Raw genomic sequence first — 14,599 nt, forward strand, 5'->3', positions numbered from 1 at the left:
CCTTTTGGGGCCGCGATTCCGGGAAAATCCTGAGTGAATGAAACGATTTACAAACGACTTATTGAATGTCATCATTCATTCATGCCGTCGTCATCGTCCTCACAAGCTTCCGCGCAGCAGCGCATCGCCGCCGCCGCGCAGGAGGCCTCGCCATCGCTCGCGCGAGTCGGCCACTGGATGGCGGCGCACCCGATCCAGACGCTGTCGTGCAGCGCCGACGAGATCGCGTCGCTCACCGGCACCTCGGTCGCGGCGATCAACCGCTTCTCGGTCGCGGCCGGCTTCGAGGGCTTCGCGCATTTGAAGAGCCTGCTCGGCCGCGAGCTCGAATCGGTGGTCGACCCGGTGCGCAAGCTCGACGGTGCGCGCAGCGGCGCCACCGGCCGCGCACCCAAGGCAGGCAAGGCCGGCAAGACGAAGAACGGCGACGCGCCGATCGACGGCGATGCCCTCACGCAGGCCGGCAGCGTGCCGCAGATCCAGCGCGCCGCCGGCCGCCTGCTGAAGGCGCGCAACGTCTGGCTGCTCGGCCTGGGCACCAGCAGCTTCGTCGCCGGCTACGGCGCGCACGTGCTGATGCCCTACCTGCCGCAGGTGTGGGCGATCGCCGGCAGCGGCGGCACCGAGGTCGCGGCACGCCGCCTTGCGCGCTGCAGCGACAGCGACCTGCTGATCGCGATCTCGCTGCCGCGCTATTCGATCGCCACCGTGCGGCTGGCCGAGTTCGCCCGCAAGCGCGGCGCCCACGTCATCGCGATCACCGACAGCCCCACCGCGCCGCTCGCGACGATGGCCGACACGCTGCTGCTCGCGCCCGCGCAGCACGCGGTGCTGCCGAGTTCCGCGCTCGGCGCGCTGGCGGTGATGGAAGCCCTGGTCGCCGCGGTGATGCGGCTCAACCCCGACGGCCTGCGCATCGCGCGTGAGCTGTCCGAATCGGTGCTGTCGCACCTGACCACCGACGCGCAGTTCCCTGGTCTTCGCAACAAGGACGAGATATGAAGCAGTACGCCGCCCCGTTCATGTCACAGGTCGCCCGGTGCGCCATCGGTTGCGCGGCCATCGCGCTGCCGATGGCCGCACACGCCGGCAAGGTGCTCGACGGCATCAAGCAGAAGGGCGTCGTCACCTGCGGCGTGCACACCGGCCGCGCCGGTTTCGCACTGGCCGACGGCAGCGGCAAATGGAGCGGGCTCGACGTCGACTACTGCCGGGCCCTTGCGGCCGCGGTGCTCGGCGATGCCGAGAAGGTCAAGTACGTGCCGACCAGCGGCCAGACGCGCATCACCGCGCTGCAAAGCGGCGAGATCGACGTGCTGTCGCGCAACACCACCTGGACCTTCACGCGCGACGCTTCGCTCGGCCTGGCCTGGGTCGGCATCAACTTCTACGACGGCCAGGCCTTCATCGCGAAGAAGAAGCCGGGCCTCGCGAGCGTGAAGCAGCTCGGCGGCGCCACCATCTGCGTCGATGCCGGCACCACCACCGAGAAGAACCTGGCCGACTACTTCCGCGCGCACAAGCTGCCGTACAAGGCGGTCGTGTTCGACCAGGCCGAGGCGGCCCAGCAGGCCTTCGCGAGCGGCCGCTGCCAGGCCTTCACCGGCGACAGCGGCGCGCTCGCGGTGCTGAAGGCCACGCACCTGAAGAACCCCGACGACTACGTGATCCTGCCCGAGCTGGTCTCGAAGGAGCCGGTCGGCCCGGCGGTGCGGCGCGGCGACGACGAATGGTTCGCGGTCGCCAAGTGGACGCTCAACGCGATGATCGAAGCCGAAGAACTCGCGATCACGTCGGCCAACATCGACGGGCTCAAGTCCACCAGCAGCGACCCGGCAATTCGCCGCTTCGCCGGCAGCGGCGACGACCTCGGCCGCTTCCTCGGGCTCGACAAGGACTGGAGCTACCGCATCGTCAAGCAGGTCGGAAACTTCGGCGAGAGCTTCGAGCGCAACCTCGGCGCACGCTCGTCCGTCAAGCTGCCGCGCGGGCGCAACGGGCTGTGGACGCAAGGCGGCCTGCTGATGTCGCCGCCGCTGCGCTGAGGTCGCGATGTCGGCAGCATTTCCACCCCTCGGACCGCTCGTGGCTGTACCTGAAGTCGTCGCGGATGCGCCGCCACGTCCGCCGCTGCGTTGGCGCGTGCTGCTGCCGCAGTTCATCGCGCTGCTCGCCGTGCTGGCATTAGGCGGCTGGCTCGCGCACAACGCGACGCAGAACCTTGCCGCGCGGCATGTCGCGTCGGGCTTCGGCTTCCTCGACGACAGCGCCGGTTTCGCGATTTCCGAAGGCGTCATCCCCTACGACGCCGGCGACACCTATGCGCGCGCCTTCGCGGCCGGCATCGCCAACACCTTGCGCGCCGCGCTGCCGGCGGTGCTGCTGGTCAGCGTGCTCGGCTTCGCGGTCGGCATCGCGCAGCTCAGCCGCCACGCGCTGCTGCGCTGGAGCGCGATCGCGTACGTCGACCTGGTGCGCAACGTGCCGCTGCTGGTGCAGGTTCTGCTGTGGTACTTCGCGCTGACGATGCTGCTGCCGGCGCCCGAGTCGCCGATGCAATGGAGCGGCCTGGTCTTCCTCAGCAAGGGCGGGCTCGCGGTGGCGGTGCCGCAGCTCGATGCGCTGCTGGCCGCCGGGCTGCTCGCGCTGAGCCTGCTGCTGCCGTGGATGACCTGGCGGCTGCTCGGCCGGCGCGCCGCAGCCTGGCCGCTCGCGCCGGTGCTGCTCGCGGCGCTCTGGCTGCTGCAGCCCGGCAGCTGGGACCGGCCGGTGCTGGGCAGCTTCGGCGTCAGCGGCGGCGCGACGCTGAGCCCCGAGTGGCTGGCGCTGGTCGGCGCGCTGACGCTGTACGCCGGTGCCTACGGCGCCGAGATCGTGCGCGCCGGCCTGCAGGCGGTGCCGCGTGGCCAGTGGGAGGCGGCGCATGCGCTCGGCCTCACGCGGGCGCAGACGCTGCGCCGCGTGATCGTGCCGCAGGCGCTGCGGGTGATCGTGCCGCCGTTCGCGAGCCTGGTGATGAACACCATCAAGAACTCGTCGCTCGCGGTCGCGATCGGCTACCCCGACCTGGTCTCGGTCGCGACCACCTCGCTGAACCAGAACGGGCAGGCGATCGAATGCATCGCGATCATCGCCAGCGTCTACCTGCTGCTGAACCTGGTGATCGCGCTGGCGATGGGCGCGATCAATACCGCCGTGCAACTCAAGGAACGTTGAGATGGATGCGACCCTCGATCGTCCGCCGTCGCCACCGCCCACGCTGCAGCGGCTGCGCGCGACGTTGTTCTCCGACCTGCCGTCGTCGCTGGTGTCGAGCGCGCTGCTGCTGGTGCTCGGCTGGGCCGCGTGGCGCCTCGTGCGCTGGGGCGTGCTCGATGCCGTCGTGCAGCCCGATCCCGAGGCCTGCCGCGCGGCGGCCGGTGCGTGCTGGGGCGTGGTCTCCGAGAAGGCGCGGCTGGTGCTGCTGGGCCGTTTCCCGCAAGGCGAGCAATGGCGGCCGGTGCTCGGCAGCGCGGCCTTGCTGATCGGCGTGTGCGGCGCCGCGCACCCGCGGCTGTTCGGTCGCGCCGGCGTCGCACTGCTGGCTGGCGCGCTGCTGCTGTTCGGCGTGCTGATGGCTGGTGGCGTGGCCGGGCTCGCGCCGGTCGGCAGCGACCTGTGGGGCGGGCTGCCGCTGACGCTGCTGCTGGCCGTCACCGGCTGCCTGCTGGGCGTGCCGCTGGGCATCGCGCTGGCACTCGGCCGGCGATCCACGCTGCCGCTGCTGCGCTGGCTGTGCGGCGCCTACATCGAGGCGGTGCGCGGCGTGCCGCTGATCACGCTGCTGTTCTTCGGTGCCTTCGTGCTGCCGCTGCTGCTGCCGCCGGCCTGGCGGCTCGACCCGATGCTGCGCATCGCCGCCTGCCTGACGCTGTTCGGCGCGGCCTACCTGGCCGAGATCTTCCGCGGCGGGCTGCAGGCGGTGCCGCGCGGCCAGCTTGAGGCGGCGCACGCGCTCGGGCTGACGCGCTGGCAGCGCCTGCGCCACATCGTGCTGCCGCAGGCGCTGCGCGTGACGATCGCGCCGACCGCGAGCCACTTCATCGGCGCGGTCAAAGACACCTCGCTGGTCGCGATCGTCAACGTCTACGACCTGACCGGCACGCTGCGGCTGGCGATGGGCGATCCGCAGTGGCAACCCTTTTTCGTCGAGATGTACACGATGGTCGGTGCGGTCTACCTGCTGATCGGCGTGTCGATCGCGCAGTACGGCCGCTACCTCGGCCGCCGCCATGCCGTGAGGTGAAACTGATGACTGCAACGACTCCGCTGCTCGAGATCTCGGGCCTTCACAAGTGGTTCGGCGACTTCCATGCGCTGGCCGGTTGCGACCTGCAGATGGCCGAGGGCGAGAAGCTCGTGGTCTGCGGGCCATCCGGCTCGGGCAAGTCGACGCTGATCCGTTGCATCAATGCGATCGAGCGCCCCGAGCGCGGCCGCATCGTGTTCGACGGCACGCTGCTCGACGATTCGCGCGAGGCGGCGCGTGCGCGGCTGGGCATCGGCATGGTGTTCCAGCAGTTCAACCTGTTCCCGCACCTGAGCGTGATCGAGAACGTGATGCTCGCGCCGCAGCTGGTGCAGCGCGAGGCGGCCGCCACGTCGCGCGCGCAGGCGCAGGCGCTGCTCGCGCGGGTGCGCATCGGCGAGCAGGCGGCCAAGTTCCCCGGCCAGCTGTCGGGCGGGCAGCAGCAGCGCGTCGCGATCGCGCGGGCGCTGGCGCTGAAGCCGCGGCTGATGCTGTTCGACGAGCCAACGTCGGCGCTCGACCCGGAGATGGTCGGCGAGGTGCTCGAGACGATGCAGGCGCTGGCGCGTGACGGCATGACGATGATCGTCGTCACGCACGAGATGGGTTTCGCGCGGCGGGTGGCCGACCGGGTGGCCTTCATGGAGGCGGGGCGAATCGTCGAGCTGCAGCCGACGGCACGGTTTTTCGACCAGCCGCAGAACGAGCGCACGCGCGCGTTCCTCGGCCAGCTGATGGCGCATTGAGCATGGACCGGCCTTACGTTCTCGCGCTGCATGGCGGCGCCGGCACCATTGCGCGCCCCCTTTCACGGGATGCACGCGATGCGCGGCAGGCCGAGCTGCCGTACCACGCGGGCTTGCGCGCCGCGCTGTCGTCCGGGCAGGCGGTGCTGGCGCGCGGCGGCAGTGCGCTCGATGCGGTGGTGGCCGCGGTCAGCGCGCTCGAAGACAACCCGCTGTTCAACGCCGGCCATGGCGCGGTGTTCGATGCCGATGCCCGTCACACGCTGGATGCCGGCGTGATGGACGGCAGCACGCTGGCGGCCGGTGCGGTGGCCGGCACGCGCCGCGTGCGCAACCCGGTGCTGGCGGCGCGCGAGCTGCTGCGCGACGGCGGCAGCGTGCTGCTGGGGGCCGAGGGGGCCGACCGCTATGCCGAAGCGCGCGGGCTCGCGATGGTGGAGCCGGGATATTTTTCGACACCGCAGCGGCTTGCGCAGTGGCGGCGCTTGCGAGCGCAGGCGGCGGGTGCGACGGCACTCGACCACGACGCGGCGGCGCTGGCTGATGACCCGGTGCCGCTGTCGCCGGAGGCACCGCGGTTCGGCACCGTCGGCGCGGTCGCGCTCGATCGGCAGGGGCACCTCGCGGCGGCCACGTCGACCGGCGGCATGACGAACAAGGCGCCGGGCCGCATCGGCGACACGCCGATCGTCGGCGCCGGCGTCTATGCCAACGACGCGAGCTGCGCGGTGTCGTGCACCGGCAGCGGCGAGCACTTCATCCGCGCCTGCCTCGCGCACGACATCCATGCGCGCATGCGCTACCTCGGCCAGGCGGTCGGTGCGGCGGCGCAGGGCGCGATGCTGCAGTCGCTCGAGCCCCTGGGCGGCCGTGGCGGGCTGGTCGCGCTCGGCGCCGACGGCAGCCTCGCGATGCCGTTCAACTCGCAGGGCATGTACCGGGCCTGGGTCCGTGAAGGCGTGCCGCAGGCGACGGCGGTGTTCGAGTAGGCGTCACTTTTCCTTCGGGAACTTGCAGCACAGCGGCCAGATCTGCGTCGGGTCATCCGAGCGGCAGGTGCACATGTCCGCCGGGTCGCCGATCAGGCTTCCGCCGTTGGTGTCCATCGGCCGGTCGTCCCACGGGAAGTTGTCCGGGTCCCACGCATCGCTCGGCGTGTCGGTCCAGGGCATGTTGGCCGCCAGGTTGTCCTCGGCATGCAGGAAGCCGCAGCCGCAGCTGGTCTTCACGTTGGCGATCGTCGAGCGCTCGCTGCGCATGTTCTGCTGCGCGATCTGGATCGACGACGGGTTGTAGACCTTGGTGACGATCGACACGTGCCCATGCTCCCCGCTCGCGCCGCACATGCCGCGGCCGAACACGAAGATGTCGCCCGGCACCGGCGTGCCCTGGCCCGGCTTGAAGCGCGACACGCCCTGCGGCAGGTTGAAGGTGCACAGGTCGGCCGCCGACGGCACCACCAGCCGCTTGTGGAAACGGAAGATGTAGTAGCGCTGCGGGAACTCGGTGCACTGGTAGCCGAAGCCGCTGTTCGTCATCGTGCGGTTGTTGAACGGGTTGCTGGTGTAGGTGTCGTGCCCGTTGGTGCTGAAGATCGGGTTGCCGTAGCAGTGCTCCTTGTTGAAGATCGGGAACCCGGTCGAATCGGTGAAGTCGGTGAAGCCACCGCGCTGGCCGTCGATGTAGGCCGACGGCGGGGCGCCGCAGGCGAAGGCCGAAGCGAACTGCGGCAGCGCGGCCAGCGCCAGGACGCGAGCGAAGCGGTGGACAAGCGGAAGCGCCATGGGATCTCCTGTGAGCGGTCGTCGATGCCGGAAGCAGTTGCCAGCCGCGTGCCAGGACGGCTCGTCTCCAAGTGCTTGATTTGCCACACGCGCGCGCGGGCAGGGCGTGCGGCTTGGCGCACTCGCTGGGCGCGCCTGGGCGGCGGCCCGCACGGCCGCGTCAGCGTCCGCCGGCAGATCGTGCGGCCGAGCGCGCCACATCCTGCAGCAGCCCACCGGTGCCCGACATCCCCGCCACCACCGAGGTCGCGAAGCGCCCGGTGCAGGCCATCGCCAGCATGCCGAGCACCAGGAACAGGAACAGCGCGATCAGGTCGTACGGGCCGTGCACGTCGATGGTCGCGCCCATCGAACCGGTCGCGGCGGCACTCATCGAACGGAAGCCGAGCAGCACCATCGACAGCGTCACCTTCGCGATCAGGTCGTACATCATCACGTTGAAGAACAGCTTCAGCCAGCCGTCGAACAGGAACGACAGACGGCGGAACAGCAGGAACGGGATCGCGAACCAGCCGACGCCGAACGCGATCTCGAAGCACCACTGCATCCACAGCTCCACCACCGTCGCGATCGCGCCGAGCAGCAGGATGCCCAGGCTCGCGACCATGGTCGTGAAGATCGCGTACGCGCGGTTCGTGATGCAGTCCATCAGCCCGTCGCACACCGGGTGCAGGCTCAGCTGCAGCACGGTCGTGAAGATCTCCTCGGCGAGCGTGCGGTCGGTGCCGATGCCGGCGATGCTGCCGCCCAGGTGGTCGCCGATGAAGCGCGTGGCCGCGGCGATCGCCGGCATCAGCCCGCGGTAGCCGGTCAGCAGCAGGTAGACGAAGCCGACGGTGAAGGTCAGTTCCAGCAGGTCGACGATGTCGAAGCCGCGCAGCGCGAAGCCGATGAACTTCCAGGCGAACAGGAACAGCGACAGCGACGCGAACAGCACGTGCACCACCATGCCGATGCTGGCAGAGGTGAGGGCGGCCGACACGTGCGCCGTCATCGCGTCGTTGGCCTCGCGCAGCGTGACGAAGATGTCGTGCAGCCACGGCATGTCCGCCGGCGGCGCGGCGTGGGCCGGCAGCACGGCGCACAGCAGCAGCGGCACCAGCAGCCGTGCTGCGCTTCGAGCCGAGGGGTTCACCTCGTCACCCAGCGCGTCACGGTGCGCGCCATCTGCCCGAAGTTGATGCCACCGGCCGCCGCGCCCGCGACGATCGCGCTCGCGAAGCGGCCGGTCGCCAGCAGCGTGAAGATGCCGACCCCGGCGAACAGCATCAGCCCCAGCACCTGGGTCACGTCGTCGATCGGCGCGAGCGTCGGCGGCGTGAAGCCACCGCCGCTCAGCGCCGCGGCGGTCGAGCCCCAGTAGGTCATCAGCGCCACCACCACCAGCGCGAGGTTGACGCGCGCGAGGATCAGGTAGATGACCGCGCCGAAGAAGAATCGCAGCCAGCCTTCGAACAGGAACGACAGCCGCCGGTACAGCGTGAACGGCAGCAGCACCGGCCCGGTCGCGAGCGCGATGCCGTACAGCCAGAAGCCCCACACGTCGACCAGCATCACCGCGACGCACAGCCCGGCCAGCAGCAGCGAGATCGCGAGCGCCGCGACGATCTGCACCGCGCCGCCACGCACGCAGTCGAGGATGTTCAGCGGGTTCCACCCGAGGTGGCAGTTCGGCGAGATCTGCATGCCGTAGGTGACGAGCATGTCGACCAGCGAGGCCGGTGTCGCGACCGCCGCCGCGGTGCCGCCCCCCAGCCCCATGATGCCGGCCAGCAGCGCCGCGCCGACGAACAGCGCCGCGTTGAAGATGGCCGGCACCACGGTCGTGAACATGCTCAGCATCAGCCCGGTGAACATGATCTGCACCGCGGTCTCGACCATCTCGCCGAGCTTGAAGCCGCGCAGCGCCCACGAGGTGCACTTCAGCACGAACAGCGCCAGCGCCAGCACGAAGAACAGCCGCGTGGCGACGTAGTGCATCGCGCCGCCCGAGACGACGGCACTGACGCGGTCGACGATCGCATCCTCGAACTGGCCGATGCGCTTGAAGGCATCGTTCAGCGCCGCATGCGCGAGCGGCGTCGCCACCAGCAGCGCGAGCGCGGCCAGCTTCTGCGCACCTTTCAGCGCGACCGTCACAGCGCCACCGCCATCGCCGCCCCGGCCGCGGTGGCCGCGGCGCTCGCCGCCCGCTGCACCACCTCGCCGACGCCGCCGCCGGCCGCGTTCTGCACGATGGCCGACGCGAAGCGGCCGGTGCTGTAGAGCGTCGCGATGCCCACCGCGAGGAACACCAGCATGCCGACGATCGAGAAGAAGCCGTCGACGTCGACCGTCTGCGAGGCGGGGATGCCGCCGCCGTGCGCGATGCCGAACATGATCTCCAGCCCGAGCAGCACCAGCGCGAGGTTGACCTTGGCGACCATCACGTAGACCACCATGCCGAAGAAGAACTTGAGCCAGCCGTCGAACAGGAACGACAGCCGCTCGAACAGCAGGAAGGGCACCGTGAGCCAGCCGATCGCATAGGCGATCTGGAAGCCCCACATCGTCCACAGCTCGACCAGCGTCGCGATGATGCCGAGCGCGATCACGATGATGTACGCGAAGATCGCCGCGATCCACGACATGACCCCGGGCCCGAGGCAGTCGAACAGGTCGCACGACGAATGGAAGTCGACCTGCACCACCATGCCGAAGATGTTCTCGGCCAGGCTGACCTTCGGGTCGCGCCCGGAAATGCCGGCCCCGAGCACGTCGGACACGTAGCGGCCGGCGCCGAAGATGGCCGGGAAGATCGCCTTGTACGCGCTCAGGATCAGGTAGACGAAGAACAGCGTCATCATCAGCGCCATCATGTCCAGCAGGTCGAAGCCGCGCAGCGCGTAGCCGCTGAACTTCCAGACGAACAGCCCGAGCGCGAGCGCCGAGAACAGCACGTTGACGACCATCTCGATCTCGTGCGTGCCGAGCGCGTCGCCGATCTTCTGCGTGATCTGCTCGGTGACGCTGTCGAACACCAGGAACACCTCGTGCAGCGCCGGCAGCGACGCGGCGTGTGCCGGCAGCGCCCAGCCGGCGAGCAGCAGCGCGCCGACGATGCCGAGCGCCGCGCGCTCAGAGCGCCGCATGGCCGGGCGCCCGTTCCACCGCGTCGGCCAGGCGGCGCATCTCGGCGCCGGTTTGCAGCAACTGCGCCTGCAGCTGGCGGCCGTAGCGCAGCGCGGCGTCCTTCACCGACTCCTCGCGCGCCAGCACGTCGAGCAGCGCGAGCGCCAGCGTGTCGCGCCCGAGCTGCGCGGCCTGGCGCTGCGGCTCGTCGCCGACCACCTGGCCGGCGGCGATGCGGCGCTTCAGGTCGTCGGCCAACGCCGAGGCGGCGGCGCGCGACGCGAGCGCGCTGCGCGGCATCGACATCGGCGCGGCACCGCCGCTGAAATCGGGCCCGCCGAGCTGCATCAGCGCCTGCGTCTGCTGTGCCTGCACGCCGGCGAGCGTGCCGCGCAGCGCGGCGAGCTGGGCCGATTCGGCGGCGTCGGACAACGGCACCGAGGTCGCGGCCTGCATCAGCCCGTCGAGCGCACCCAGCCGCTGCGCGCTGGCCTGGCCGGCGCGCCGCAGGTCGAGCAGCGTGCGGCTTTCTTCGTCGGCACGCCGGCTCAGCGTCGCGATGCTGGCCTGCATCGTGTCGTTGAGCGACGCCGCACGCGGCTGGCCGGCGTTCGCGAGCTCGACGCGGCGCGCCAGCAGCCGCAGCGTGTCGGGCTGGAACAGCGGCAGCACCGCGAACGACGGCGCACCGGCCGGCACGTTGCGCGCCGATTCGGCCCAGCGCGCGAGCTGCACCGATGCGCGCGGGTCGATCGCCTCGTTCGGGCCGCGCGGCGGGTCGACCTGCGCCAGCCCGGCCGACACCATCAGGCTCGCAAGATCGCTGACCGGCAGCTCGCGCACGCCGGCCAGCAACTGGCCGAACGCATCGCGCTGCTGTGCGGCCGTCATGCCGGCGGCGCCGTTCGCGGCGGCGGCGCGGCGTGGTGCCGCCTTCGGGCTGCCGGCCTGCGAGGCGGCGTAGTTCTCCAGCAGTTCCAGCACCTCCTGCCAGCCCTGCGGATCCTGCTCGAAGGCCTGCGGCGGCAGGCGCTCGATCTCGCGCACCAGGTCGTCGATCTCCGGATCGCCGGCCGCGCGTGCCCACGCACAGCAGCCGAGCATCGCGGCCACGAACAGCAGCCGAGGCACCATCACAGGATCCCCTCTTCCTTGAAGCGGGCGAGCGTCAGCTGCATGCCGCGCTGGTAGCCGTGCTCCTCGATCAACGCGGTGCGGATCGCCGCCTCGCGCGGGTGCGAGGTGTTCATCACGTACTGCTCCGGCTCCACCACCAGGTTGACGATCTTCGCGACGCCCAGTTCCTGCTGCACCAGGAAGGCCTGGCGCTTCGGGATCAGCGAGCGGATCGCCTCGCATTCGCCCGCCTGCAGGAACGGGAAGGTCTCGCGGTACAGCGCGTCGTCCATCTTCGGGTCGGACATGAAGACGAAGGTGCTGGCCGCGCTGCGCACCGCGGCCCAGCTGTCGCTGCGCAGCAGTTCCTCGGGCGACTGCGTCCACAGCTGCACGCCGGCGCCCCACTTGCCCCAGGTGCGCACCTTGGCCACCAGGTACTCGGCGAACGACTTCAGCCGCAGCGCGTGGTGGCATTCGTCGACGTGCAGTTCCTTCGGAATGCCGCGCCTGGCCGGGTCCTCGAAGGTGCGGGTGATGCGGTAGAACAGCTCGAGCAGCAGCGGGCGCATCGCGTTCTCGTCGTCGCGCACCGCCTGCAGGTTGTAGACGCCGACGCGCTTGTCCAGCCCGCCGGCCGAGTCGACGGTGGCGCCGAACAGCGGCGCGTAGCGGCCGGCCATCTGCGGGTCGGTGCCGCGCGTCCAGCGGGTGAACTTCTGCGCCAGCTGCATCGGCATGTGGGCCACCAGCGAATCGAGCGTGCGCATCGAGGTCGGCAGCAGCAGCGTCTTGCGGATCGCGCCGTCCAGGTACTCCTGCTCGTTGTGCGCGAGCTGCTGCAGCAGCGGGTCATCGTTGGCCCGCATCATTTCGACCAGCAGCTCGGTCATGTGCACGACGAAGCCGATGTCGTGCGCGCCCTGGTAGTTGACGAACGGGTTCAGCCCGTGGCGGCCGTCGGCGGTGACGCGGAAGATGCCGCCGTCATCGCCGAAGGCCTGCGCCAGCGTCTCGGTGCCGGGGTCGATGTCGATCGCGCGGATCACGCCGCCGTACTTCAGGAAGTGCGTCGCCAGCGTGTTCTTCAGGAAGGTCTTGCCGCTGCGGATCGGGCCGATCCCGACCAGCATCGCGCGCCCGCCGATGAAGTTGCTGAAGAAGAACGGCCGGCCGTCGCGGCTCTCGAGCACGTACTGCGCCTCCTCGCCGCCCAGGTCCTCGACGCAGGGCTGGCCGAGGGCGCTCTGGTACAGCAGCGCGGCCGCCGCGCTCTGCGTGCCGTTGAGCACCATGTCGCGCATGCTCTTGTGCTGGCCGCCGGGCTGCATGGTCTGGTACGCGTAGGGCAGGTCGACGCCTTCCCACACCAGCGAGAGGCCGACGTTGGAGCAGGCGCGGTCGAGCGACAGCACGGTCTCGCGCAACTGCACCGGGTCGGGGTGGAAGGCGGCGACGAAGCTGTGGCCCTGGCCCCAGGTCTCGTCGAGCGCCTCGGCCTCGCCGAGCTCGGCGATCTTGTCGGCGATGGCGGGTTTCATCGTCGCCTGCTTCTCGTACAGCGAGCGCTCGCGGCCCTGCAGCACGTCCCACGGGCTGATCGCGCTGCGTTCCAGCTCGGTCTGCTTGTTGCGGAACAGCATCGAGCGCTTGAACTCGCTGAACGGCGTGAAGCGGTGCATCAGCAAATAGTTGCCGCGCAGCCGCGCCGGCGAGTCGTCGCCATGGCCCCACAGCCCTTCGCGCACCGGGCTGCCGAGCCGGCTGACGGCGCCGATCTTCACGTACTGGTGCTCGGCGTCGTCGATCTTCAGCACGTCCATGTTGTGCACGCGCAGGTGGCGCACGTCGCCGCTCGACAGGAAGTGGTCCCAGTTGCTCTCGGGCGGCGTCTCATGGCGCGCGGTGTCGAGGCGGCGCGGCTGCAGCGTCGCGAGGAAGCGCATGTGCGCCCACAGCTCGTCGATGCCGAGCTGCTCGACGCCCATGATCCCGGACCACTTGGCCACCAGCACCGACAGCGCGTCCTTCAGCATCCACGACTGGCGCTCCAGTTGCTCGGCGAGGTAGAGCAGCGCGCCGTCCTTGCCGAGCGTCTGCTTCACCATGCGGCGGCTCGAGCTGCTGATGGGTGCCATCGCCAGGTGCTTGACGAGGCCGGCGACGTCGAGCTTGTTGGAGTTCTCGCCCGCCTGCACCTCGAAGTAGTGCACCAGGCGCGAGTTGCACAGGTCGCGGCCGTTCAGGAAGGCCTCGCGCTGCTTCGACATCAGGTCGCTGATCGGGTGCTCGCGGCGCAGCAGCGAGACCTTGGCGCCCTCGAAGTGCGCGAAGTACTGCGTGACCGCGATCGCCTTCGGCAGCGCGCCGTAGATCACGCGGGCGATGTGCGTCATGCCCTGGTGGTCGATGGCGGCCATGCCGTCGGGGTCGCGCCCCGACAGCTCGATCGCCCCGATCAGCGAGCCGGTCTTGGTGAGCACGAAGCCGTTGTACACACCGTAGGCGGTGTGCAGGTCCAGCACCGAGCCGATCTTGTCCCTGGCACCCATGGCCGGTCGCGTCCGTGGGGGTCAGAGCGTGATGTTGCCGGCGCCGCCGAACTGTGCGATCCACAGTGCGGCGTTCATGATCGCGATGCCGGCGACCACCACCCGCAGCACCGGGCCGAAGATGCCGTCCTTGGGGGCGAACACCCAGGTGCAGAAGGCCGCGACGATCGAGACCACGACGACTGCCTTGCCGAACGGCCCGGTCATGAAGTTCGCGAAGGCCTGCAGGAAGGTGCGCAGGCTGTCGAAGTTGGCGGCGGTGGCCTGCGCGTGGGCGGAGGCGCTGAGCAGGGACAGCAGCACGCCGGACAGTGGGGCGGCGGCACGCCGCGCGAGGAATTGAACACGCATGGAAGGCACTCCTGTGGTTTTCACTTGTTGAAGGGGACGATGACGACGCGCCGCGGGTTGCGCGCACAGGCCGACCAGCGGACCGGGCGGCCCACGGAGCGCTGCCAGGCGAGCAGCGCGCGTGGGTCGTCGTTGTAGATCGCGAACAGCACGCCGAACAGCAGGCCGCCCATCGCGAACGCGAAGACGAACGGGATCTGCGTGAGCATCGCGACCGTCAGCACTGCCGCGCCGATGAACTGCTTGCTGGGGATGCCCCAGATCGTGTTCTCCCGCGCGAAGATCTTCACCTCCTGCAGGCTGCGGTCGGTCTTCGCTGTCTTCTCTGCCATGGCGTGTTGCTCCGGGGGTCAGGCCACGTGAGCTATCGCGAGAGGCATGCCATGGCGACCGGTGGCCGGATTGGCTGACGGCGATGCGCCGCAAGCCCTTGATTTGTCTTGTGAATCGCGCAGACGGCAGGTGGTCCACGGCGTGGATGCGGGGGTCATCGACGTGCAGCACTTCGCACTGCCTCGCCGCGCGCGTGCGGACGCCCGCACGCGGCACCCCCGCCCCGTTCGCCCTGAGCCTGTCGAAGGGCCTGCTCGCATGGCACGACGGCTTCGACAAGCTCAGCCTGAACGGGGGGAGAGAACCCGTTCGCCCTGA

The 14,599-nt window shown here is 70.1% G+C and carries 14 protein-coding genes; 6 read left to right on the forward strand and 8 right to left on the reverse strand.

Going from position 1 to position 14,599, the window contains the following annotated elements; all coding sequences use genetic code 11:
- Window positions 1–81: 81 nt before the first annotated feature.
- Genes BUE42_RS29470 through BUE42_RS29495 form a run of 6 tightly spaced genes read left to right on the forward strand, consistent with a single transcriptional unit; the run spans window position 82 to window position 6,023 of the window.
- A complete protein-coding gene (locus tag BUE42_RS29470; RefSeq protein WP_073468851.1) occupies window positions 82–1,002 on the forward strand; it encodes a MurR/RpiR family transcriptional regulator in 921 nt (306 codons plus the stop codon).
- Window positions 1,003–1,022: 20 nt separating this feature from the next.
- Window positions 1,023–2,045, forward strand: a complete 1,023-nt coding sequence (locus BUE42_RS29475) for an amino acid ABC transporter substrate-binding protein (protein ID WP_073468865.1) — start codon at window positions 1,023–1,025, stop codon at window positions 2,043–2,045.
- 40 nt (window positions 2,046–2,085) lie between these two features.
- Window positions 2,086–3,216 carry an amino acid ABC transporter permease gene (locus BUE42_RS29480; protein WP_235002694.1) on the forward strand — a complete coding sequence of 377 codons (1,131 nt, stop codon included), beginning with the start codon at window positions 2,086–2,088 and terminating at the stop codon, window positions 3,214–3,216.
- Window position 3,217: 1 nt separating this feature from the next.
- Window positions 3,218–4,285 carry an amino acid ABC transporter permease gene (locus BUE42_RS29485; protein WP_073468853.1) on the forward strand — a complete coding sequence of 356 codons (1,068 nt, stop codon included), beginning with the start codon at window positions 3,218–3,220 and terminating at the stop codon, window positions 4,283–4,285.
- A 5-nt stretch (window positions 4,286–4,290) separates the two neighbouring features.
- Complete coding sequence (locus BUE42_RS29490; protein ID WP_073468854.1) at window positions 4,291–5,034, forward strand: amino acid ABC transporter ATP-binding protein; 744 nt, start codon at window positions 4,291–4,293, stop codon at window positions 5,032–5,034.
- A 2-nt stretch (window positions 5,035–5,036) separates the two neighbouring features.
- On the forward strand, window positions 5,037–6,023 hold the full coding sequence (locus BUE42_RS29495) for an isoaspartyl peptidase/L-asparaginase family protein (RefSeq protein WP_083614748.1): 987 nt from the start codon (window positions 5,037–5,039) through the stop codon (window positions 6,021–6,023).
- A gap of 3 nt (window positions 6,024–6,026) precedes the next feature.
- Here BUE42_RS29495 and BUE42_RS29500 read toward each other — a convergent pair whose 3' ends face one another.
- The 8 genes from BUE42_RS29500 to BUE42_RS29535 all read right to left on the reverse strand — a co-directional run bounded on the left by BUE42_RS29500 (window position 6,027) and on the right by BUE42_RS29535 (window position 14,280).
- Window positions 6,027–6,818, reverse strand: a complete 792-nt coding sequence (locus tag BUE42_RS29500) for a CHAP domain-containing protein (RefSeq protein ID WP_073468856.1) — start codon at window positions 6,816–6,818, stop codon at window positions 6,027–6,029.
- A gap of 160 nt (window positions 6,819–6,978) precedes the next feature.
- Entirely contained in the window at window positions 6,979–7,953 is a 975-nt protein-coding gene (locus BUE42_RS29505; protein WP_143171840.1) for a type IV secretion system protein, read from the reverse strand.
- Complete coding sequence (locus BUE42_RS29510; RefSeq protein ID WP_073468858.1) at window positions 7,950–8,957, reverse strand: type IV secretion system protein; 1,008 nt, start codon at window positions 8,955–8,957, stop codon at window positions 7,950–7,952. The genes BUE42_RS29505 and BUE42_RS29510 overlap by 4 nt, the downstream gene beginning before the upstream one ends.
- Window positions 8,954–9,949: a type IV secretion system protein gene (locus BUE42_RS29515; RefSeq protein WP_073468859.1), complete on the reverse strand. Its 996-nt coding sequence runs from the start codon at window positions 9,947–9,949 to the stop codon at window positions 8,954–8,956. The genes BUE42_RS29510 and BUE42_RS29515 overlap by 4 nt, the downstream gene beginning before the upstream one ends.
- Entirely contained in the window at window positions 9,936–11,066 is a 1,131-nt protein-coding gene (locus tag BUE42_RS29520; protein ID WP_235002696.1) for a hypothetical protein, read from the reverse strand. The genes BUE42_RS29515 and BUE42_RS29520 overlap by 14 nt, the downstream gene beginning before the upstream one ends.
- Window positions 11,063–13,597 (reverse strand): VirB4 family type IV secretion system protein, encoded by a 2,535-nt coding sequence (locus tag BUE42_RS29525; protein WP_073468861.1) that lies wholly within the window; start codon window positions 13,595–13,597, stop codon window positions 11,063–11,065. Before BUE42_RS29525 ends, BUE42_RS29520 begins: the two co-directional genes overlap by 4 nt.
- A 21-nt stretch (window positions 13,598–13,618) precedes the next feature.
- Complete coding sequence (locus BUE42_RS29530; RefSeq protein ID WP_073468862.1) at window positions 13,619–13,948, reverse strand: TrbC/VirB2 family protein; 330 nt, start codon at window positions 13,946–13,948, stop codon at window positions 13,619–13,621.
- 20 nt (window positions 13,949–13,968) lie between these two features.
- Entirely contained in the window at window positions 13,969–14,280 is a 312-nt protein-coding gene (locus BUE42_RS29535; protein WP_073468863.1) for a hypothetical protein, read from the reverse strand.
- Window positions 14,281–14,599 lie beyond the last annotated feature (319 nt).

This window comes from Rhizobacter sp. OV335, from assembly GCF_900142965.1.
Lineage (GTDB): Bacteria > Pseudomonadota > Gammaproteobacteria > Burkholderiales > Burkholderiaceae_C > Rhizobacter.